The sequence below is a fragment of the Actinoallomurus purpureus genome, from assembly GCF_024055795.1.
GTDB classification, from domain to species: Bacteria; Actinomycetota; Actinomycetes; order Streptosporangiales; family Streptosporangiaceae; genus Actinoallomurus; species Actinoallomurus purpureus.
The window spans coordinates 46,244-64,859 of the sequence record NZ_JAMXMY010000022.1; the positions used below are offsets into that span (position 1 = coordinate 46,244).

Sequence of the window (18,616 nt, forward strand, 5' to 3'; positions counted from 1 at the left end):
CCGCCCCGTACATCCTGACTCACTCACGGTCGATGGTCCACCGGCATCGGCGGTCTCGGCCCGCCCGGGGAAGCGCTCTATCGTGATGTGGTGCTCACGGTCGGAGTGGACCTCGCCGCGGAGGCCGGCAACACGGCGCTCGCCTGGCTGGACTGGGACTCCGGTGGGTGCTCGGTCCGCGGGATCGACCGCGCCTGCGAGGACGGCATGCTCGTCGACGCGCTCATGGCGGCGGACAAGGCCGGGATCGACTGCCCGCTCGGCTGGCCGGTCCCCTTCGTCGAGTTCGTCGCCGCGCACCGGTCCGGGCACGTCGACGTGCCGGCGGGCACGCGCGGACGCGACTGGCGCCGGAACCTCGCGCTGCGGCTGACCGACCGGGTGGTCCACGAGCGGACCGGGCTGACCCCGCTCAGCGTCTCCGCCGACCGGATCGGCCACACGGCGATGCGCTGCGCCGCACTGCTGTCCCACCTCGCGCGGGCGGGCCGTCCGGTGGACCGGTGCGGCACGGGCGTCGTCGTCGAGGTGTACCCGGCCGCGTCCCTCCGGTCGTGGGGTCTGCCGCATCGCGGCTACAAGCGCCCGGAAGACGCGGCGGCCCTCGGCCGGCTGGTCGACGCCCTGCGGGCGGCGGCGCCCTGGCTGGATCTCGGCCCGCACGAGTCGCTGTGCCGCCGCTCGCACGACGCCACGGACGCGGTGGTCGCGGCGCTCACCGCCCGCGCCGCGTTCCGCGGCCTCGCCACCACGCCGGAGGCGCACCAGATCGAGGCGGCGAGGTCCGAAGGATGGATCGCGCTTCCCACGAGTCCCCTGACCGATCTTCGGCCTGGAGCGTGAAGATCACGACGGCGTGAACGCCGCCCCCTTCTGTCGCCCCTTGGGGGTAGTTTTTCTGGTTGCACCTGCTCCACGCGATTTGGCACCGTAGAGCGGTTCCCCCTATCACCGTCCCCCGCCGAGAGAGTCCCGTGTGCTGATCCGACTCCTGCGCGCTCACCTGCGCCCCTACCGCCGTCCGCTGGCGCTCGTCGTCGTGCTGCAGCTGATGCAGACGCTGGCCGGCCTCTACCTGCCGACCCTCAACGCCGACATCATCGACCAGGGCGTGGTGAAGGGCGATACCGGCTACATCCTGAACACCGGCGGCGTCATGATCGCCGTGTCCCTCGTGCAGATCGTCTGTTCGGTGGGCGCCGTCTACTTCGGCGCGCGCACCGCGATGGCCGTCGGCCGCGACCTGCGGTCGGCCATCTTCACCCGCGTCCAGGCGTTCTCGGCCCGTGAGGTGAGCGGGTTCGGCACTCCCTCACTGATCACCCGGACCACCAACGACGTGCAGCAGGTCCAGATGCTGGCCCTCATGACCTTCGTCATGATGGTGGCGGCCCCGATCATGGGCGTCGGCGGCATGGTCATGGCGCTGAACCAGAACGTGACGCTGTCGTCCCTGCTCCTGATCATCGTCCCCGTTCTCGGCGTGGTGATCGGCCTGATCATCAGCCGGATGCGGTCGCTGTTCCGGGTCATGCAGGAGCGCATCGACGGCATCAACCGGGTGCTCCGCGAGCAGATCACGGGGGTCCGCGTCATCCGGGCATTCGTCCGGGACGTCCCCGAGCAGCGGCGGTTCGCGACCGCCAACACCGAGCTGCTCGACGTGTCACTCGGGACCGGCCGGCTGATGGCCCTGATGTTCCCGCTGGTGATGCTGGTGGTCAACGTCTCCAGCGTCGCCGTCCTGTGGTTCGGCGGCCACCTGATCAGCGGCGGGTCGATGCAGGTCGGCGCGCTCACCGCGTTCCTGGCCTACCTCATGCAGATCCTCATGTCGGTCATGATGGCGACCTTCATGTTCATGATGGTGCCGCGCGCGGAGGTGTGCGCCGAGCGCATCCAGGAGGTGCTGGACACCGAGTCCAGCGTCGTCCCGCCGACGGACCCGGTCCGTACCCTCGGCGTGCACGGCCACCTGGAGCTGAGGGACGTCGAGTTCCGCTTCCCCGGGGCGGAGGAGCCCGTGCTGTGCGGCGTCGACCTGGCCGCCCGGCCCGGTGAGGTCACCGCGATCATCGGCTCGACCGGCAGCGGCAAGACCACGCTGCTGAACCTCATCCCCCGGCTCATGGACGCCACCGGCGGCACCGTGCTCGTCGACGGGGTCGACGTGCGCGAGCTGGACCCCGTGACGCTGTCGGACGCGGTCGCGTTCGTCCCGCAGAAGCCGTACCTCTTCTCGGGAACGGTCGCCTCCAACCTGCGCTACGGCAAACCGGACGCCACCGACGAGGAGCTCTGGCACGCCCTGGAGATCGCTCAGGGCCGGGACTTCGTGGAACACATGGAGGGCGGCCTGGACGCCAGGATCGACCAGGGCGGCACGAACGTCTCCGGCGGCCAGCGCCAGCGCCTGGCCATCGCCCGCGCCCTCGTACGCCGGCCCGAGATCTACCTGTTCGACGACTCGTTCTCCGCCCTGGACTACGCGACCGATGCGGCGCTGCGCGCGGCGCTGGCGGCCGAGACCGCCGAGGCGACGGTCGTCATCGTCGCCCAGCGCGTCTCGACCATCCGGCAGGCGGACCGCATCGTCGTCCTCGACGAGGGCCGCGTCGTCGGCACCGGCACCCACCACGAGCTGATGGACACCAACGACACCTATCGGGAGATCGTGCTCTCCCAGCTCACTGAGCAGGAGGCCGCGTGAGTACGCCTGGTTCCGAAGAACGTACGGTCCCGCGCCGCGGTCCGGGGCCGGCCGGCGGGCCGGGCATGGCCCGCGGACCGGCCGCGTTCATGGCCGGGCGCTCGACGGAGAAGTCCCTGGACTTCGGCGGATCCAGCCGGCGGCTGCTGCGCATGCTCCGCCCCGAGCGACCGCTCATCCTCGTCACCCTGCTCCTGGCCGTCGCGAGCGTCGCGACGGCCGTGGTCGGTCCGAAGATCCTCGGCCGTGCCACCGACCTGATCTTCGCCGGTGTCCTCGGCCGGAGGTTCCCCGCCAGTACGAGCAAGGCCGCCGTGGTCGCCCACCTGCGGAGCACCGGCCAGGGCACCCTCGCGGACATGCTGAACTCGATGGACGTCGTGCCCGGCCACGGCATCGACTTCGGCAAGGTCGGCGCTGTCCTGATGATCGCGCTGGCACTGTTCGCGGTGGCCGCGGTCCTCGGCCTGCTGCAGGGCCGGCTCACCACCACGATCGTGCAGCGGTCGATGTTCCGGCTGCGCGAGCAGGCGGAGACGAAACTGGCCCGGCTGCCGCTGAGCTACTTCGACCGCCAGCCGCACGGTGAGATGCTCAGCCGCGTCACCAACGACATCGACAACCTCGCCCAGACGCTGCAGCAGACCCTGAGCCAGATGCTGACCTCGCTGCTCACCATCGTCGGCGTCCTGACCATGATGATCTTCATCTCGCCGCTGCTGGCCCTGATCGCGCTGGTGACCGTGCCCGTCTCGGTGATCGTCGCCTCCAGGATCGGCAAGAAGGCGCAGCCTCAGTTCATCAAGCAGTGGTCCACCACCGGCCGGCTGAACGGGCACATCGAGGAGATGTACACCGGGCACTCCCTGGTCAAGGTGTTCGGCCGTCAGGACGAGTCCCTGGAGACCTTCCAGCAGCACAACGACAGCCTGTACGCCTCGAGCTTCAAGGCGCAGTTCATCTCCGGTCTGATCCAGCCGGCGATGATGTTCATCGGCAACCTCAACTACGTCCTCGTCGCGGTCGTCGGCGGCCTGCGGGTGGCGTCGGGCTCCCTGTCCCTGGGAGACGTGCAGGCGTTCGTCCAGTACTCCCGGCAGTTCACCCAGCCCATCACGCAGGTGGCCAGCATGGCCAACCTGCTGCAGTCCGGCGTCGCCTCCGCCGAGCGCGTCTTCGCGCTGCTGGACGCCCAGGAGCAGGAGCCGGACCCGGAGACGCCGGTCCGGCCCGAAGAGGTACGCGGGCGGGTGGTGTTCGAGCACGTGTCGTTCCGGTACTCCCCGGACACACCGCTGATCGAGGACCTCTCCCTGGCCGTCGAGCCGGGCCAGACCGTCGCCATCGTCGGCCCGACCGGCGCCGGCAAGACGACCCTGGTCAACCTGCTCATGCGGTTCTACGAAGTCACCGGCGGCCGCATCACCCTCGACGGGACCGACATCGCCGACATGACCCGCGAGGACCTGCGGTCCAGGACCGGCATGGTGCTGCAGGACGCCTGGCTGTTCGGCGGCACCATCGCCGAGAACATCGCGTACGGGGCGGCGGGCGCCGCCCATGAGCAGATCGTGGAGGCGGCCCGCGCCACGCACGTCGACCGGTTCGTCCGCACTCTGCCCGACGGCTACGACACCGTCATCGACGACGAGGGCACCAACGTCAGCACCGGTGAGAAGCAGCTGATCACGATCGCCCGCGCGTTCCTCGCCAGGCCCACGATCCTCATCCTGGACGAGGCGACCAGCTCGGTCGACACCCGGACCGAGGTCCTGATCCAGCGCGCGATGAACTCCCTGCGCAAGGGCCGGACCAGCTTCGTCATCGCCCACCGGCTGTCGACCATCCGCGACGCGGACCTCATCCTCGTCATGGAGTCCGGCAGCATCGTCGAGCAGGGCACCCACGACGAGCTCCTCAAGGCCGACGGCGCCTACGCCCGGTTGTACAAGGCGCAGTTCGCCCAGGCTGTCGCGGAGGTCGACTGACTCCGCAGGGCGCGCCGCGAGGCGAGGAGAGCCGGGGGCGACGACGAGGGAGCTGGAGGCGATCGCCGCCCGCACCCTCGCCGCGTTCGCCGAGCTCGATCCGGACGCGGTACGGAACGAGAGCCGGCTGTGGGCGGTCGCCGCCGAGGAGCTCGGTTACGGCATGTAGCGAACTCGCCAAGGGGTCGGCCGTGTGCTCCGCCGCACACGGCCGTCCCCCGCACCGCGCGCCTCACGGCCTCAGGACGATCTTGCCCCGGGTGTGGCGCTTCTCCAGCTCGCGGTAGGCGTCCTGGACCTGGTCGAGCGGGTACGTCGCGGCGACCGGCACGTCCAGCTCGCCCTTGCCGACCAGGGCGGCCAGCTCGGCCAGCACCTCGGCACTCGCCGCCGCGGCGTTCCCCTCGGTCTTGACCCCGTGCTTCTCGGCGGCCGCCCAGTCGATGATGGTGTCGATCCGCTCCGGAGCGACCCCCAGCTCGATCGCGAGGTCGACGTAGCCGCCGCCGAACGCGTCGATGAAGGCGTCGACCTTCCCGTCGGGCGCGGCGGCGGCCCTGATGCGGTCGGCGACGCCGTCACCGTAGGCGACCGGGATCGCTCCGTGGTCCGCGAGCCACCGGTGGTTGGCCTCGCTCGCCAGGCCGATCACCCGTGCTCCGGCGTTGCGGGCGAGCTGGACCACGATCGTCCCGACTCCCCCGGCGGCGGCGGACACCACGACCGTGTCGCCCGGTCCCGCCGTGACCGCGCGCACCGCCGCGTACGCCGTCGTGCCCGCGACGTACAGCGCCCCGGCCTGTTCCCACGGAACGCCCGCGGGGCGCGGGGTGAGGTTCGCGGCCTCGACGAGGACGTACTCGGCGTGGCTCGCCCGGTCGTCGGTGAAGCCGACGACCTCGTCACAGGCCGTGTACGCCTCGACGCCGTCGCCTACCTCCTCGACCACCCCGGCAAGGTCGCTGCCCTGTCCCGAGGGGAACGTCGCGGGCCACCGCTCGTGCAGCGCCCCCCGACGGATCATCGCCTCACCCGGGTTGATCGCCGCCGCCTTCACCCGTACGAGCACCTGACCGGTCCCGGGGACCTGCCGGTCGACATCGGCTACCTGAAGAACCTCGATCCCGCCGTACTGCTCGAACCTGACTGCCTTCGGCATCGCAAACTCCCTGGTCTTGGCTTCCGGCCGGCTGGAGGCCGGACACCGACCAGGTTGCCAAACGTCCACGGCGGGGACGAGCGGACGGTTCTTCCTAGGATTCCGTGTCCGGTGATCCGCCCACGGATGGCTGGTGGCGCTGTTCTGTCGTAGGTACTTGCTGTAATCGCCTCATGCCTCGACGTGTTGATCCGGATGCTGCCCGGGTGGTGATGCGCACCGCCCGGGTGGGGCTGCGCGTCACGCCCGCCCAGCGGCGGCGGTGCTTCGGATTACTCCTGGCAAACGGGGACGTGTGGGCCTGTGTGCTGGACATGAACCGCTGGCGGCGCCAGCGCGGCCTGCACGGCATCACGAACTTCCAGCAGCTGTGCCGGGAACTGCACAAGGCTGGGCCTGCGGCGTTCGGCGAGTTGAACTCCTCCTGCGCCGAAGGGGTGCTGCGCCACTACAGCGACGCGTGGTTCGCCGCCGCGAAGCGCCGCAAGAGCGGTGATGCCACCGCCCGGTTCCCGCGCCGTAAGCGTCGCCTGGTCCCGGTCCGGTTCCGCTATCGCCATTTCGCTTTCGACGGTCAGCGGCTTCGGCTGGCGACCGCACGAGGGTGCCCGCCGCTGTGGGTCCGGCTGGATCGCCCTGTGCCCTACCCGGTGGAGCAGGTCCGGTCGGTCACCCTGCTCAACGAGGACCGCCGGTTGTTCATCGAAGTGAGTGCCGAGGTCCCTGTCGCCACGTATGCGCCTGGGTGTGAGCCGGATCCGGGGCGGGTGGCGGGGGTGGATCCGGGGGTGATTCATCCGTTCGCGGTGGCCGGACCGGATGGGGAAGGCCTGATCGTGTCGGGGCGGGCGATCCGTGCCGAGACCCACCTGCACCTCAAAGACACCAAGCGCCGTCGCCGCGCGGTCGCCAAACGAGCTCCGAAGCCGGGTCAGGCCGGGTCGCGGCGGTGGCGTAAACACCGGGCCCGGCAGCGGAAATTGGAGGCCCGTCACAAGCGTCGGGTCAAGCAGGCTCAGCATGAGGCGGCCAAGACCGTGGTCGGCTGGGCCGTGCAGCGGCGGGTCGGGACGCTGGTGGTCGGTGACCCGCGCGGGGTCCTCGACCTGAAGGCCGGTCGGCGGCACAACCAGCGCGTCCGGGCCTGGCGGATCGGCTACCTCCTCCGCTGCCTGAAAGACAAGGCCGAACAAGCCGGGATCCGCGTCGTTCTGGTGGACGAGCGCGGCACGTCATCGACCTGCCCGTCCTGCGACCAGCGGGTCCCCAAACCCCGCGGACGCGTATTCACCTGTATGCATTGTGGTTTCAACGGGCACCGCGACCTCGTCGGCGGCGCCAACATCGCCCGGCGCAACCCGAGCGGAACCATCACCACCAACAGCAAAAATCCATTCCCGGTGGTGATCACGCACCGTCGAGCCGGACGGCACCTCCCCGGTACCGCACCAGCACGGCGTGACCCAAGACGACGCCCCCATCACGGCACCGCCAACGGGTCCCATGGCCGGCCGCGGCCCGCCCCACCCCCGTGGGGAGTCGCTCGCCCCCCAGGCGAGGATCAACCAACGATGGTCAAACACGGCCAACGTATGTTGATGCGGCACTAGGATCCGTGATCCTTGGCTGAGCGTCCGGACCCCGGGGGAACCTCGGCGATGATGGCGCTATGCAGATGGACCGCCGTGAGCTCGCCGATTTCCTGCGCCGCTCCAGGGAACGACTCCGCCCCCAGGAGGTGGGCCTGCCGGCCGGGCCGCGCCGTCGCACGCCCGGGTTGCGCCGCGAGGAGGTCTCCCAGCTCGCCGGGATGTCCGCCGACTACTACATGCGCCTCGAACAGGCCAGGAGCCCGCAGCCCTCGCCGCAGATCCTCACCTCGCTGGCCCACGCGCTCCGCCTGACCGACGACGAGCGCGACCACCTGTACCTGCTGGCCGGGCACCGGCCGCCTGCGGGACGCCTGGCGGGCGACCACGTACGGCCGAGCTTGCTGTACCTGCTCGACCGGCTCACGGAGACCCCGGCGCACATCACCAACGACCTCGGTGACCTGCTGGCCCGCAACACCATGGCCGAGGCGCTGCTCGGCTGCATCTGCTCGGTCCGCGAGCAGGACCGCAACATCGTCTGGCGCTGGTTCACCGACCCCACGGTCCGGCGGATCTACCCGCCCGACGAGCGCGAGCGGCAGGGCCGCGCCCACGTCGCCGACCTGCGCGCCTCCGTCGCCCGGCGCGGCAACGACGCCGCCTCGACCCGGCTGGTCGCCCGGCTGCGGGAGGCCAGTGACGAGTTCGCCGCCCTGTGGGAACTGCACGAGGTCGCCGTACAACGCACCAGCCGAGTCCGCGTCGACCATCCCGCCATCGGGCCCCTCGAGCTGGAGTGCGAGACGCTGCTGAGCCCGGCCGAGGACCAGCGGCTGACCATCTTCACGCCGCCGCCGGGCACGGCCACCATCGACCATCTGAGCCTGCTGCGCGTCCTCGGCCACGACGACTTCGTCCCCGCCACCCCCGAACGCCGCTGACGGCAGTCGCGCCTCAGCGCCTACCGCTCCGGCCAGGCGTGGAGGGCCGTCTCGGCGATCTGCTCCAGGTCGGTCCTCGCGACGCCGTCGCGAGCTTGGGCGGACATGCCCTTGACGACTGCCCCGTAGAAGGTCGCGAGGGCATGGGCGTCGGTGTCGGCGGGGAGTCACCCGATTCGAGATCGCGAAGTCCCGGGACCGCGGCCCCCGGCCGGGGCGGTGCGGATGCCGCTCCCGCCGTGTGGCAGCGTGGATACGCGTCCTTTGGGCACCGGGCGTGGTCCATCGACACAGGGCCGCGCGCCACACAGAGGAGGAGAACTCATGTCGAAGCCGCCGCTCCCCGAGACCGCGGTCGCCATGCTCAGCAAGCCCAACCCGGCCGTCATCGCCACCTTGCGGTCCGACGGACAGCCGGTGTCCACGGCCACCTGGTATCTCTGGGACGGCGGCCGGGTGCTGATCAACATGGACGAGGGCCGCAAGCGGCTCGACCACATCCGCGACGACCCCCGGGTCACGTTGACGGTGCTCGACGGCGATGACTGGTACACCCACATCACCCTCATCGGGCACCTCGCTGAGATGCGCGACGACGAGGATCTCGCCGACATCGACCGGCTGTCCCGGCAGTACACGGGCCGGCCGTACCCGCAGCGGGACCGTGGCCGGGTCAGCGCCTGGATCGAGATCGACCGCTGGCACGGCTGGGGCGGCTTCAAGGACAGCGACCAAGCGGGCGGATAGCCCCGCCCGTCTCCCGTACCGCGCGTCACGACGCCGCCGGTGAAGGGACTTCGGCGTCGGCCAGACCGAAGAGGGGCAGGCAGGGAGCCAGCCCGTCGATCGTGACGGACATGGTCCGCCGTGCCTGCCAGCCGGCGCGGTCCAGGCGCAACCGGCGCGACACCACGGGACGACCGCGGACGGCATGGCGTTCGATTCCGTCCTCCCGGTAGCCCAGCCTGCGGGAGACCGCGAGGGATGCCGCATTGTCGGCGAACGCGGCGGAGACGGCGTACTCCGCGCCCATCCCCGCGAACGCCAGGTGCAGCATCGCGGCGCGCATCTCGGTCCCGATCCCCTGTCCCTGGTACCGCCGTCCCAGCCACGATCCCGTCGACACCTCACGCAGGACCGCGAAGTCCCTCCCGGTCATCCCCTGGCTCCCCACGATCGTGCCGTCCAGGTCGGCGACCAGGTTGAGCACCCAGGCCGAGGGCTTCCAGGCGGCCCACTGCGACCAGTGGTACTGCAGGAGGCTTCGCGCCCGCTCGACCGGCGGGGCATCGGTCCACGGCACGGCGAACGGCTGCACGTCGGGGTCGTGGACGCCGTCGATCGCCAGATCGGCCAGCGCGTCCAGATCCTCCAGGGTCGGAACACGCAACCGCAGCCGCGGAGTGCGCAACCGCAGGTCGAACAGAGGCCAGTGCGACGATGCCATGCCCGAGATTGTGAGTGGCGGTCCCGCCCGGCCGCACCTGATTTTCGCCCCCGCCTCCCGTACGGGTCGATCCACCGGGCGGCGCCGCCGCTGCAGGCACTGAATGACGTCAGCGGCGATCTCCCAGCTCGCCCGACCTTCACGCCAGGCGCTGACCGCTCCCCGAACTGCGGCCGACACACATGGACGTATTGGATCTTTCGCCAATAATGGGAGATCCTGCGCAAGCGCCCGAGCGCCGGGGCATACGGTGACGCCGGCGTGCGGGGAAGGGGGCGTCATGACGGGACGTACCGCGGTGGTCGTCGGCGGCGGGATCGGCGGGCTGGCGACGGCGCTGGCCCTGCGCCGCCAGGGCTGGCGGGTCGAGGTCTGCGAGCGGGCCCCGGAGTTCACCGAGATCGGCGCCGGCCTGTCCCTGTGGCCCAACGCGCTACGGGCCCTCGCGGTGCTGGGCCTGGCCGACCGCGTCAGGGAACTGGGGGCGGTCGAGAGCGGCGGCGGCGTGCGCGACCGGGCAGGCCGCTGGCTGGCGCGGACGGACAACGCGGAGATCGAGCGCCGGTTCGGGCTGCCGCTGATCGTGGTGCACCGCGCCGACCTGGTGCGCGTCCTGGTCGAGGCGCTGCCGGAACGGACGCTCCGGCCGTCGGCCACGGTCACCGCACTCCACGATGACGGCGACGCGGTGCTGGTCGAACACGACCGCGGGAGCGTCTCGGCGGAGCTGGTGGTCGGCGCGGACGGCCTGCGCAGCACCGTACGCTCGCTTCGATGGCCCGAGGCGAGGCCGCCCCGGTACGCCGGGTACACCGCCTGGCGCATGATCACGGAGCCGCTGCCCGCCCCGCTCAGCAGTGGCGCCTCGATCTGGGGCCGTGGGGAGCGCTTCGGCTTCACCTCGATGCCGGGCGTCCGGGTCTACTGCTTCGCCACCGCCACCGTCCCCGCCGATGAGAACTCCCCGGACGGGGAGTGGGCGGAGCTGCACCGCCGGTTCGGCGCCTGGGCCGAACCGATCCCGGCCCTGCTGGCGGCGGTGCCCGAGGACGGCGTACTCCGGCACGACATCTACGATCTGCCGCCGCTGCCCGGCTATGCCGCCGGCCGGGTGGCACTGCTCGGCGACGCGGCCCACGCGATGACGCCCAACCTGGGGCAGGGCGCCTGCCAGGCGCTGGAGGACGCCGTCGTTCTCGCCGCCTGCCTCGACCGTACGCCGGACGTCGCCTCGGCACTGGCCGACTACGACCGGCGGCGCAGGTCACGGACCCAGAACGTCGTACGCCGGTCCGCCCGCCTGGGGGCGGTCGGCCAGTGGTCGTGGCCGCCGGCCGCGCTGGCCCGCGACCTGACCGCCCGGCTGACACCGAGCGGGGCGAGCCTGCGGTCCATGGCACCGATTCTGGGCTGGAGGCCCTGATGCCCGACTGGACCTACCAACCGCTGCGCGGAGTCGCGGGCGCCCTGTTCGGCGTGCGGCGATCGCAACGGGCCGCCCTGCGGACGCTGGCGACGCTGAGTTCGCTGCCCGGCGGCCGCCGGCTGATCGTCGGCGCGTTCGGTCACACGCCGCCCCCAGCGGTGCTGGCCGGAACCGTCGCGGGCGTCGAGGTGGCGACACGACTGGGCGCGGTGGTGCCGCCGGAGACGGCACATGACGCCGTCCGCGCGCTCCCGACGCAGGGTGCGGGCCTGATCGTGGTGGCGCCGGTCCGCCGGGACGACGTCGGCCTGGTGCGTGAGGCGGCGGCCGGCCGACGGTGCCCGGTGCTCGTACGGACGGCCGATCCCGAGGTGGCGGCCGCGCTCTCCTCCGACGTCGACGCGGTGCTGACCGACGACGCGGACCTGGTGCGCCCGGCCACCCCGGCCATCGCCGATGCCCTGGCCGCGCTGGGCGATGACACCAAGGCCGTCCTGGCGACCCCGGCGACGCTGGTGGAGGCGGGACCCGGCTGGTTCCAGCGGGTGACCGAGGCGGCCACGCCGACGTACCCGCCGCCGAGCGTGCGCGAGGTCGGCCGCGACCCTCGCCGGTGGCCCGCCTGGTGGTGGGGGCTCTGCGTGGGGATCGGGATGATCTGCGCCGGCCTGGGCGCGGCCGCCATCACCCTCGGCCCGGTCCTGCTCTGGTACGACCGGGACTTCCTCGGCATGGACCTGCACCGGCTGCACGCCATCGACCACCACCTGGTGCACTTCCTGCAGCACGACAGGATCACCATGGCCAGCACGATGGTGGCGATCGGGGTGCTCTACACCGGGCTGGCCGTCGGCGGGATCCGGCGCGGGTGGCCCTGGGCCCGGAACGCCTACCTGGCCTCCGGCGCCATCGGGTTCCCCACCCTGTTCTACTTCCTCGGATTCGGGTTCGTGGAGCCGCTGCACACCGCGGTCGCCGTCGGGCTGTTCCCGATGTTCGTGCTCGCCACCCGCCGGCGCCCCGCCCGCCCTCGGTGGACGCTCACGCCGGAGGGCCCGGAAGCCCAGCGGCGGAGGGCGCTTCTGGGCCAGCTCCTGCTCATCGTCACCGGGCTGGGCCTGTTCGCCGGTGGTGCCATCGTGTCCGTCACTGGGCTCACCCACGTGTTCGTCCCCAGCGACCTGGTCTTCCTCCACACCACCGCCGGCGACCTCCGCGCCGCGAGCCCGCATCTGCTGCCGTTCATCGCCCACGACCGGGCGGGGTTCGGTGGCGCGCTGATGGCCGCCGCCGTGGCCATCACGCTGCTGACCGCCTGGGGGTGGCGTCGTGGCGAGGCGTGGGTCTGGTGGACGCTGACGCTCGCCGCGATCACCGGCTATGTCCCCGCCGTCCTGGTGCACTCCGAGATCGGCTACACCGACTTCTGGCACCTGGCACCCGTCTACGTCGGGATCTGCCTGACCGCGCTCGCGCTGGCCCTGGCCCGCCCGTATCTGTGCGCGGCCCGCGCTGAGGACTCCGCCCCCGCGGACGTGAAAGAGCGTTCCGTCCCGACGCGATAATGGGACACCGCTCGAGCGGGGAGGCGGAACCGGTGGTCCCACAGCAGGCGGAGTACGACGTCGTGGTGGTCGGAGGCAGCGGGGTGGACACCATCGTCCGCGTCGGCTCCCTGCCGGTCCCCCTCGCCGATTCGGTCCACGTCGACCCGATCGAGGAATGGCCCGGCCACACCGGCGGGAACGTCGCCCTCGGCGCCCGGGCACTCGGCCTGTCGGTCGCGCTGCTCGACTACATCGGCGACGACTGGATCGGCGCGCAGGTGCGCGAGCGGCTGGCCGAAGGTGACGTGGAGTTCGCCCCGCTGATCTCCCTCGCCGGCACCCGCCGCGCGGTGAACCTGGTGGACGCGACCGGCCGCCGAATGTCCTTCTACGACGGCCGCGACCCGGCGGACCTGCGGATGCCCCGGGACCACTACCTTCCCTGGCTGCGCCGGGCCCGCCACGTCCACCTGTCCATCATGGGCTTCGCGCGCTTCCTCTACGACGACATCGAAGAGCTCGGCGTGCCCGTCTCCACGGATCTGCACGACTGGGACGGACTGGCCGACCATCACCGGGAGTTCGCCCTCCGCTCCGACCTCGTCTTCCTCAGCGCCGCGGGCGCGGGCGAGGGCATCACCGCGCTGATGCGCGAGATCCTCCGCGAGGGCCGTGCGGAGACCGTGGTCGCCACGGCCGGCGCGGACGGCGCCTACCTCCTCACCCGAGACGGCGGCCCCACCCCGCGGCACGTTCCGACGGCCGTCCCGCCCGCACCGGTCGTGGATTCCAACGGCGCGGGCGACGCGTTCGTCTGCGGCTTCCTGTACGGCAGGCTCGCCGGCCGAGACGTGGAGGACTGCGCGCGCCTGGGCGCGGTCGCGGGCGCCTACGCCTGCACGGCCCCGGGCTCGACCGCCCTGATTTCGGCGGAGGGCCTGCGCACGGCGGATCCCATCGGCGACGACGTGGCATAACCCCTGGGGCGACGTGAGCCATCCGACCGGTCGGGTGCCCCGTGCGGCGGTCGGCGGTCGCCGACGTCGACGGCCGGCACCCGGGCGGGGGGCGCCGCCACGGCGGCCGCTCTTGCGGCAACGGTCACTCGACGTGACCGACCGATGCGATCGACACAGCGCACCGCTTCCTGGCTACCCCGACCTCACAGAATTTCGGAAATCAATTCCGTATAGAAGAATCTGCCGTGCACCGGGCGATCCGGAGCGCCCTCGACCCGGCGGGCATTCTCAACCCGGGCAAGGCCCTCTGAGCGTCCGACCCGAAGGCCGGTCCCTGACGAACGTGTGACGTCAGCTCCCGGTCGCGCTGATCGCGTGTACGCCACTGGCCACGACGGATGCCCGGCCCTGGGGCGGCACATAGGTCGCGAACGTCCACAGCCACTCGCCCCTGAAGCGGTTGTAGTAGCGCTTCGGCCCCAGGCCGTAGAAGTCCGAAGGGGGCTGGTACCACACGTGCGGCTGTATCGCCGTGTAGACCAACGCCTGGACCGCGGGGCTCAGGACCAGCGCGCCGCCGTCGGTGGTCTTCAACGCGTAGACGGGCTGCGTCCGGGCCGCCCACTCGGAACGGCCCCGCCACCGATTGGCGCTGTTGATCTTGTAAACGTCCTTGGCCCAGCGCTGACCGAGCTTCAAGGTCAGCGGACCGGGAGCGAACCCTTCCGGAGCCTTCTGGCGGGCCGCGACGTACGACAGGTACGAGGAGAGCCGGGTGCCGACGCCGAGGGCCGGCCCGGTCGTCACGGCCGTCGCGGAGCCGTCCGCGCCGCGCGCGATCGACGGGAACTTCTGCCCCTTCGCGAGCCAGGATCCCGTGGCCGCCTTGTACTTGCCGCCGCCGGTGTCGGCGAAGACGACGTACTCCTTATCGCTGCTGCTCACCGGCGCGAAGGCGGCGAACCAGGCAGGGCTCACGTCACGCGGGATGAAGAACTGAGCGCTCTTGTAGTGGAACGGCTTGATCTTCGATTCCTGCTTGGCCCGGATGCGCTTGTTGCCGGCCAGGTCGACCTCGAGCATCGGCCCGGTCTCGTTCTGGCGCAGCAGCGCGTCGGAGACCTTCGCGTTCGCCTCGTTGTTCACCTTCTCGTAGTTGGCAAAAATCGCTCGTGCCTGCGCCTCGGTCAGCGCGGCGGCCGCGTGCGACCTGCTCGGTGACGACTGGTGCGCAGAGGTGTTCTTGGTCCCGCCGCCGCCACATCCGGCGACGAGCGAGCCGACGGCGACGGCCCCGATGACGATCCGGTATCGCACTCCAACTCCAGTAAAGAGGCGGCAAAGTGCCCCAGATCATACTGAAAACGCAGGTCATCACCGCACCTGGGGTCCGATCCGGCCGCGGCTTCGCCACTCCGCTTACCAAGGTGACGGCCCGCCGCCGACGCCAGTCAGGTGATCATCACCATCAACGCGACCCAGCCGACGGCGTAGCCGAGCACACCGAGCACCGCCACAGCGCGATGCGCACGGGGCTGGTGAACCCCACCGGGAGTCTCAGGCCGGGGAACCGCGCGCGGGCGACGTCGACCGGGATCTGCTGCTCTGCGTGCTGCCGCCCGTACGGTAGGGCTCGCGTTCTCGTGGTCATCTACCTCGCGCTACTCGGCGCCTCGGTCGGCGGGGCGTCATCCCTTGACTGCGGGGAGGCGCGGCCTCCGGGCGGATGACGCCCCGCCCAGCTCACCAGGTCTTGCCGGCCTGCTCCCGGATCGTGCGGTTGATCCGGTTGAAGAAGTTGGTCAGTGCGATATCCAGGATGATCGCGGACAGCTGCTTCTCGTCGAAGTGGGCGGCGGCGGCGTCCCAGATCTCGTCGGTCACGCCCGGCGCGCCGTCCTGGATCCGGGTGGCGGCCTCGGTCAGCGCGAGCGCTGCCCGCTCCTCCTCGGTGAAGAAGGGCGTCTCGCGCCACGTGACCACGTTGTGCAGCCGCTCCTCGGTCTCTCCGCGCTTCTTCGCCGACGCGACCCCGGCGAACACGCACGGGCTACAGCCGTTGATCTGGCTGGCCCGCAGGTGGACCAGCTCGAGCACGAGCGGGTCGACGCCACCGGCGTAAATCGCCTTGTTGAGCTGCTGGATCGCTGCGATCACCTCGGGATTCCCCGAGCTCTTCATGCGTGCTTCCATCGGTCCCGCTCCTTCGTCGGTTACCTGTGCCCATCCGGGCCCGTCATCACCCATGACGGGACAGATCAAAGGAAGGTAACGACATGTCCGACACCAGCCCGACGGACCCGGTGGCCGAGGCGTTCGAGGCCCAGCGCGACCGGCTGCGCGCGGTCGCCTATCGCATGCTCGGCTCGCACGCCGACGCCGAGGACGTCGTCCAGGAGGCCTGGCTGCGGCTCTCCCGCCAGGACGAGGCGACCATCCACAACCTCGCCGGCTGGCTGACCACGGTGGTCGGCCGGATCAGCCTCGACGTCCTGCGATCGCGCCAGGCCCACCCTGAGGCGTCCTACGACGACCGGCTGCTCGAACTCGTAGTGACGGTCGACGACGGCCCTGCGCCAGAGGACGACGTGGCGCTCGCCGACTCGGTCGGGCTCGCGCTCCTCGTCGTCCTCGAGTCGCTCGGGCCGAGCGAGCGGCTGGCGTTCGTGCTGCACGACCTGTTCGCGGTGCCGTTCGACGAGATCGGCCAGATCCTCGGCAAGTCCACCGACGCCACCAAGATGCTCGCCAGCCGCGCCCGCCGAAAGGTGCAGGCGACCGACCGGCCGACGGTCGTCGGACGGGAGCAGCGAGAGGTGGTCCAGGCCTTCCTGGCGGCGGCTCGCCGCGGCGACTTCGAGGGGTTGCTGCGCGTGCTCGACCCCGAGGTGAGGCTGACCGTCGCCACCCCCGATGGTGTGGTCGTCACCCTCGGCGCCACCGCGGTCGCCTCTGGCGCGCAGTTGTCCGCAGGCGCAGCGGCGCGGGGGCGAGCAGTGCTCGTCAACGGCCTTCCCGGGATCGCGTCCTGGCGCGAGGACGGCGCCCCACTCTCGGTCATCGCGTTCACCGTCGTCGACGGCCGGATCGCCCGTATCGCGGCCGTGATCGACCCGGCCAGGCTCGCGTCGATGGACCTACCGGCTCCGGGGTGAGCCGCTGCCGAGGCGGTCGCCGGGCTCCGCCGGATCCGGTTGAGCCCGTTGTCGGCGCTGCAGGCTCATCCGTGCGGCGGCTGGATACCTCCGGATGAGGAAGTCGAGCTGAAGGAGATCCCTCGCCTCCGACGGCGATCGTGCCGCCAGCGAGTCGACGAGGGCGCGCAGCACCGCAAGCGACCGCAGGAGCTGCTGTTCGGGAGTCATCGTCACATCCCGGTTCGGCGCAGCGGAACGCAAACGACCTTGCTGATCGACCGGATCAGGTCCTGGATGTCGTCGACGCCGAGGAGCCGGGACGAGTCGTCGAGGCGGCCGATCGGCACTCCCCACGACCAGTGCCACCTGAGATGGCCCTGTGCGTCCGGCTTGCAGATGATTCGCTCGCTGAGGTGGTGACTCGCTCCATGAATGAAGATCTCGGCGCCGTACTGCTCGGCGTTCAGCCCCGCCGCCTGACATTCCTGGGTCAACCACTTCGCATATGCGTAGACGTCTTCTGATGTGTACCGATTCATTCCCGGCTCCCGTTGATGTGCCATCCGGATTTCCGATGACCACAATCACAGGATCGGTTACGGTGAGCTACGAACCACCATCCCCCCATACAACACCCATGACAGAAATCATGATCGGTGGGTGTTGAAACTAGGAGACACCCAATGTCACTTCAAGGCGATCGTGACCGCGATCCTCTCCTCGAGACCTTCGCCGATGAGCTGCGCTTTCGACGCGAGACCGCAGACCTGTCCCGAAACAAGCTCGCAGAAGCGCTGGGCTGCACTCCGCAGTGGATCGGAAAGGTCGAGGCCTGCGAGAAGCCGCCCTCCGAGGCCTTCGCTCAGGACCTCGATACCTGCTTCGCCACCGAAGGACTCTTCCACCGCCAGTGGAAGAAGATCAAGAAATACCGTCGCAGCAAGGTACTTCTGCCCGGGTTTCCCCAGTTCGCCGAGCTGGAAGCGCAGGCAGAAATCATTCGAGCGTTCAGCGCGCAGGTCATTCCCGGCCTGCTGCAGACGGAGGACTACATGCGAGCACTCATGAGTACCAGTCAGGGTCCGCGCGCGCTGGACGAGAGGGTGGCAGGCCGCATAGAGAGACAGACAGCAGTCTTTGATCGCGAGACACCGGCGCAGGCATGGTTCGTCATCGACGAGGCGGCGCTGCATCGCAACATCGGTGGACGCGACGCCATGCGCACACAGTTGGCAAAACTCACCCATCTAGCCAGCTCACCGAACGTTCACGTACGGGTACTGCCGTTCGAATCCGTGACCTACGCCGGTCTCGATGGGATGTTCATCTCTCTAACCCTCCCCGACGGTACGGAGATCGCCTATCATGAGGGACCGGGTGTCAATCAGCTCACCCAGGAGTTGACGACGATAAACGAGTACCGCGTGCGCTTCGACCTCGTCATGGGTGAGTCTTATCCGCGGAGCGAATCCCTCAAAATGATCAGCAAAACGTTGGAGAACCTGGGGTGACCATGTTGGACGTGTCGCTTACTGCACTGTGGCGCAAAAGCACCTACACCGGCCAAGGTGGTGCGGATTGTGTCGAGGTAGCCGCACTGTCCCACACGATCAGCACACGGGACGCCCGCTCGGCAGACGACGCGTAGGCGGCCGACTGCCCGCGTTCTGTGCTGTACCGTCACACGAGAGTTTTCCCGCCTGGCGGGAC

20 protein-coding genes are annotated in these 18,616 nt (G+C 70.4%); 13 read left to right on the top strand and 7 right to left on the bottom strand.

The annotated features are described in order from the left end of the window. Positions 1-90: 90 nt before the first annotated feature. From NE236_RS32995 to NE236_RS33005, 3 genes are all read left to right on the top strand, one after another. Positions 91-843 (top strand): DUF429 domain-containing protein, encoded by a 753-nt coding sequence (locus tag NE236_RS32995; protein WP_252846142.1) that lies wholly within the window; start codon positions 91-93, stop codon positions 841-843. A gap of 133 nt (positions 844-976) precedes the next feature. Continuing rightward, positions 977-2,710 (top strand): ABC transporter ATP-binding protein, encoded by a 1,734-nt coding sequence (locus NE236_RS33000; protein WP_252846143.1) that lies wholly within the window; start codon positions 977-979, stop codon positions 2,708-2,710. Then, positions 2,707-4,698 (top strand): ABC transporter ATP-binding protein, encoded by a 1,992-nt coding sequence (locus tag NE236_RS33005; RefSeq protein WP_308209183.1) that lies wholly within the window; start codon positions 2,707-2,709, stop codon positions 4,696-4,698. Before NE236_RS33000 ends, NE236_RS33005 begins: the two co-directional genes overlap by 4 nt. Before the next feature lie 232 nt (positions 4,699-4,930). Here NE236_RS33005 and NE236_RS33010 read toward each other — a convergent pair whose 3' ends face one another. Then, a complete protein-coding gene (locus NE236_RS33010) occupies positions 4,931-5,857 on the bottom strand; it encodes an NADP-dependent oxidoreductase (protein WP_252846144.1) in 927 nt (308 codons plus the stop codon). Between the two features lie 104 nt (positions 5,858-5,961). Here NE236_RS33010 and NE236_RS33015 point away from each other — a divergent pair, with 104 nt between their 5' ends. From NE236_RS33015 to NE236_RS33025, 3 genes are all read left to right on the top strand, one after another. Then, positions 5,962-7,467, top strand: coding sequence for an RNA-guided endonuclease InsQ/TnpB family protein (locus tag NE236_RS33015; protein WP_252846145.1), 1,506 nt, complete (start codon positions 5,962-5,964; stop codon positions 7,465-7,467). A gap of 59 nt (positions 7,468-7,526) precedes the next feature. Beyond that, positions 7,527-8,390 (top strand): helix-turn-helix transcriptional regulator, encoded by an 864-nt coding sequence (locus NE236_RS33020; protein WP_252846146.1) that lies wholly within the window; start codon positions 7,527-7,529, stop codon positions 8,388-8,390. Positions 8,391-8,714: 324 nt separating this feature from the next. Then, complete coding sequence (locus NE236_RS33025; protein ID WP_252846147.1) at positions 8,715-9,137, top strand: PPOX class F420-dependent oxidoreductase; 423 nt, start codon at positions 8,715-8,717, stop codon at positions 9,135-9,137. A gap of 25 nt (positions 9,138-9,162) precedes the next feature. On the opposite strand, the gene NE236_RS33030 is transcribed toward NE236_RS33025, so the two are convergent. After that, positions 9,163-9,837: a GNAT family N-acetyltransferase gene (locus tag NE236_RS33030; protein ID WP_252846148.1), complete on the bottom strand. Its 675-nt coding sequence runs from the start codon at positions 9,835-9,837 to the stop codon at positions 9,163-9,165. Positions 9,838-10,117: 280 nt separating this feature from the next. On the opposite strand from NE236_RS33030, the gene NE236_RS33035 reads away from it, so the two are divergent. From NE236_RS33035 to NE236_RS45300, 4 genes are all read left to right on the top strand, one after another. Continuing rightward, positions 10,118-11,260 carry an FAD-dependent monooxygenase gene (locus NE236_RS33035; protein ID WP_252846149.1) on the top strand — a complete coding sequence of 381 codons (1,143 nt, stop codon included), beginning with the start codon at positions 10,118-10,120 and terminating at the stop codon, positions 11,258-11,260. Continuing rightward, positions 11,260-12,828, top strand: a complete 1,569-nt coding sequence (locus tag NE236_RS33040; protein ID WP_252846150.1) for a hypothetical protein — start codon at positions 11,260-11,262, stop codon at positions 12,826-12,828. Before NE236_RS33035 ends, NE236_RS33040 begins: the two co-directional genes overlap by 1 nt. 32 nt (positions 12,829-12,860) lie before the next feature. After that, entirely contained in the window at positions 12,861-13,787 is a 927-nt protein-coding gene (locus NE236_RS33045) for a carbohydrate kinase family protein (protein WP_252846151.1), read from the top strand. 170 nt (positions 13,788-13,957) lie between these two features. Beyond that, a complete protein-coding gene (locus NE236_RS45300) occupies positions 13,958-14,080 on the top strand; it encodes an FAD-linked oxidase C-terminal domain-containing protein (protein ID WP_372494471.1) in 123 nt (40 codons plus the stop codon). A gap of 40 nt (positions 14,081-14,120) precedes the next feature. On the opposite strand, the gene NE236_RS33050 is transcribed toward NE236_RS45300, so the two are convergent. From NE236_RS33050 to NE236_RS33060, 3 genes are all read right to left on the bottom strand, one after another. Further along, a complete protein-coding gene (locus tag NE236_RS33050; protein WP_252846152.1) occupies positions 14,121-15,086 on the bottom strand; it encodes a DUF8094 domain-containing protein in 966 nt (321 codons plus the stop codon). A gap of 151 nt (positions 15,087-15,237) precedes the next feature. Beyond that, positions 15,238-15,420 carry a hypothetical protein gene (locus NE236_RS33055; protein ID WP_252846153.1) on the bottom strand — a complete coding sequence of 61 codons (183 nt, stop codon included), beginning with the start codon at positions 15,418-15,420 and terminating at the stop codon, positions 15,238-15,240. Between the two features lie 92 nt (positions 15,421-15,512). Next, complete coding sequence (locus tag NE236_RS33060; RefSeq protein ID WP_252846154.1) at positions 15,513-15,962, bottom strand: carboxymuconolactone decarboxylase family protein; 450 nt, start codon at positions 15,960-15,962, stop codon at positions 15,513-15,515. A gap of 83 nt (positions 15,963-16,045) precedes the next feature. Between NE236_RS33060 and NE236_RS33065 the strand changes: the two genes are divergently transcribed. Next, complete coding sequence (locus NE236_RS33065; RefSeq protein WP_252846155.1) at positions 16,046-16,924, top strand: sigma-70 family RNA polymerase sigma factor; 879 nt, start codon at positions 16,046-16,048, stop codon at positions 16,922-16,924. On the opposite strand, the gene NE236_RS33070 is transcribed toward NE236_RS33065, so the two are convergent. Both NE236_RS33070 and NE236_RS33075 read right to left on the bottom strand, forming a co-directional pair. After that, positions 16,907-17,134 carry a hypothetical protein gene (locus tag NE236_RS33070; RefSeq protein WP_252846156.1) on the bottom strand — a complete coding sequence of 76 codons (228 nt, stop codon included), beginning with the start codon at positions 17,132-17,134 and terminating at the stop codon, positions 16,907-16,909. The genes NE236_RS33065 and NE236_RS33070 overlap by 18 nt on opposite strands. 2 nt (positions 17,135-17,136) lie before the next feature. Continuing rightward, positions 17,137-17,400 carry a hypothetical protein gene (locus NE236_RS33075; RefSeq protein WP_252846157.1) on the bottom strand — a complete coding sequence of 88 codons (264 nt, stop codon included), beginning with the start codon at positions 17,398-17,400 and terminating at the stop codon, positions 17,137-17,139. 189 nt (positions 17,401-17,589) lie between these two features. Between NE236_RS33075 and NE236_RS33080 the strand changes: the two genes are divergently transcribed. Both NE236_RS33080 and NE236_RS45305 read left to right on the top strand, forming a co-directional pair. After that, positions 17,590-18,417, top strand: coding sequence for a helix-turn-helix domain-containing protein (locus NE236_RS33080; RefSeq protein WP_252846158.1), 828 nt, complete (start codon positions 17,590-17,592; stop codon positions 18,415-18,417). A 2-nt stretch (positions 18,418-18,419) separates the two neighbouring features. After that, on the top strand, positions 18,420-18,554 hold the full coding sequence (locus NE236_RS45305; RefSeq protein ID WP_372494472.1) for a DUF397 domain-containing protein: 135 nt from the start codon (positions 18,420-18,422) through the stop codon (positions 18,552-18,554). The last annotated feature ends 62 nt before the right edge of the window (positions 18,555-18,616 follow it).

Excerpts from the sequence above, each read along its gene's own strand:
- NE236_RS33010 (WP_252846144.1), bottom strand. The coding sequence starts at position 5,857 with ATGCCGAAGGCAGTCAGGTTCGAGCAGTACGGCGGGATCGAGGTTCTT.
- NE236_RS33020 (WP_252846146.1), top strand. The coding sequence starts at position 7,527 with ATGCAGATGGACCGCCGTGAGCTCGCCGATTTCCTGCGCCGCTCCAGG.
- NE236_RS33025 (WP_252846147.1), top strand. The coding sequence starts at position 8,715 with ATGTCGAAGCCGCCGCTCCCCGAGACCGCGGTCGCCATGCTCAGCAAG.
- NE236_RS33030 (WP_252846148.1), bottom strand. The coding sequence starts at position 9,837 with ATGGCATCGTCGCACTGGCCTCTGTTCGACCTGCGGTTGCGCACTCCG.
- NE236_RS33035 (WP_252846149.1), top strand. The coding sequence starts at position 10,118 with ATGACGGGACGTACCGCGGTGGTCGTCGGCGGCGGGATCGGCGGGCTG.
- NE236_RS33040 (WP_252846150.1), top strand. The coding sequence starts at position 11,260 with ATGCCCGACTGGACCTACCAACCGCTGCGCGGAGTCGCGGGCGCCCTG.
- NE236_RS33055 (WP_252846153.1), bottom strand. The coding sequence starts at position 15,420 with ATGACCACGAGAACGCGAGCCCTACCGTACGGGCGGCAGCACGCAGAG.
- NE236_RS33060 (WP_252846154.1), bottom strand. The coding sequence starts at position 15,962 with ATGGAAGCACGCATGAAGAGCTCGGGGAATCCCGAGGTGATCGCAGCG.
- NE236_RS33065 (WP_252846155.1), top strand. The coding sequence starts at position 16,046 with ATGTCCGACACCAGCCCGACGGACCCGGTGGCCGAGGCGTTCGAGGCC.
- NE236_RS33070 (WP_252846156.1), bottom strand. The coding sequence starts at position 17,134 with ATGACTCCCGAACAGCAGCTCCTGCGGTCGCTTGCGGTGCTGCGCGCC.
- NE236_RS33080 (WP_252846158.1), top strand. The coding sequence starts at position 17,590 with ATGTCACTTCAAGGCGATCGTGACCGCGATCCTCTCCTCGAGACCTTC.
- NE236_RS45305 (WP_372494472.1), top strand. The coding sequence starts at position 18,420 with ATGTTGGACGTGTCGCTTACTGCACTGTGGCGCAAAAGCACCTACACC.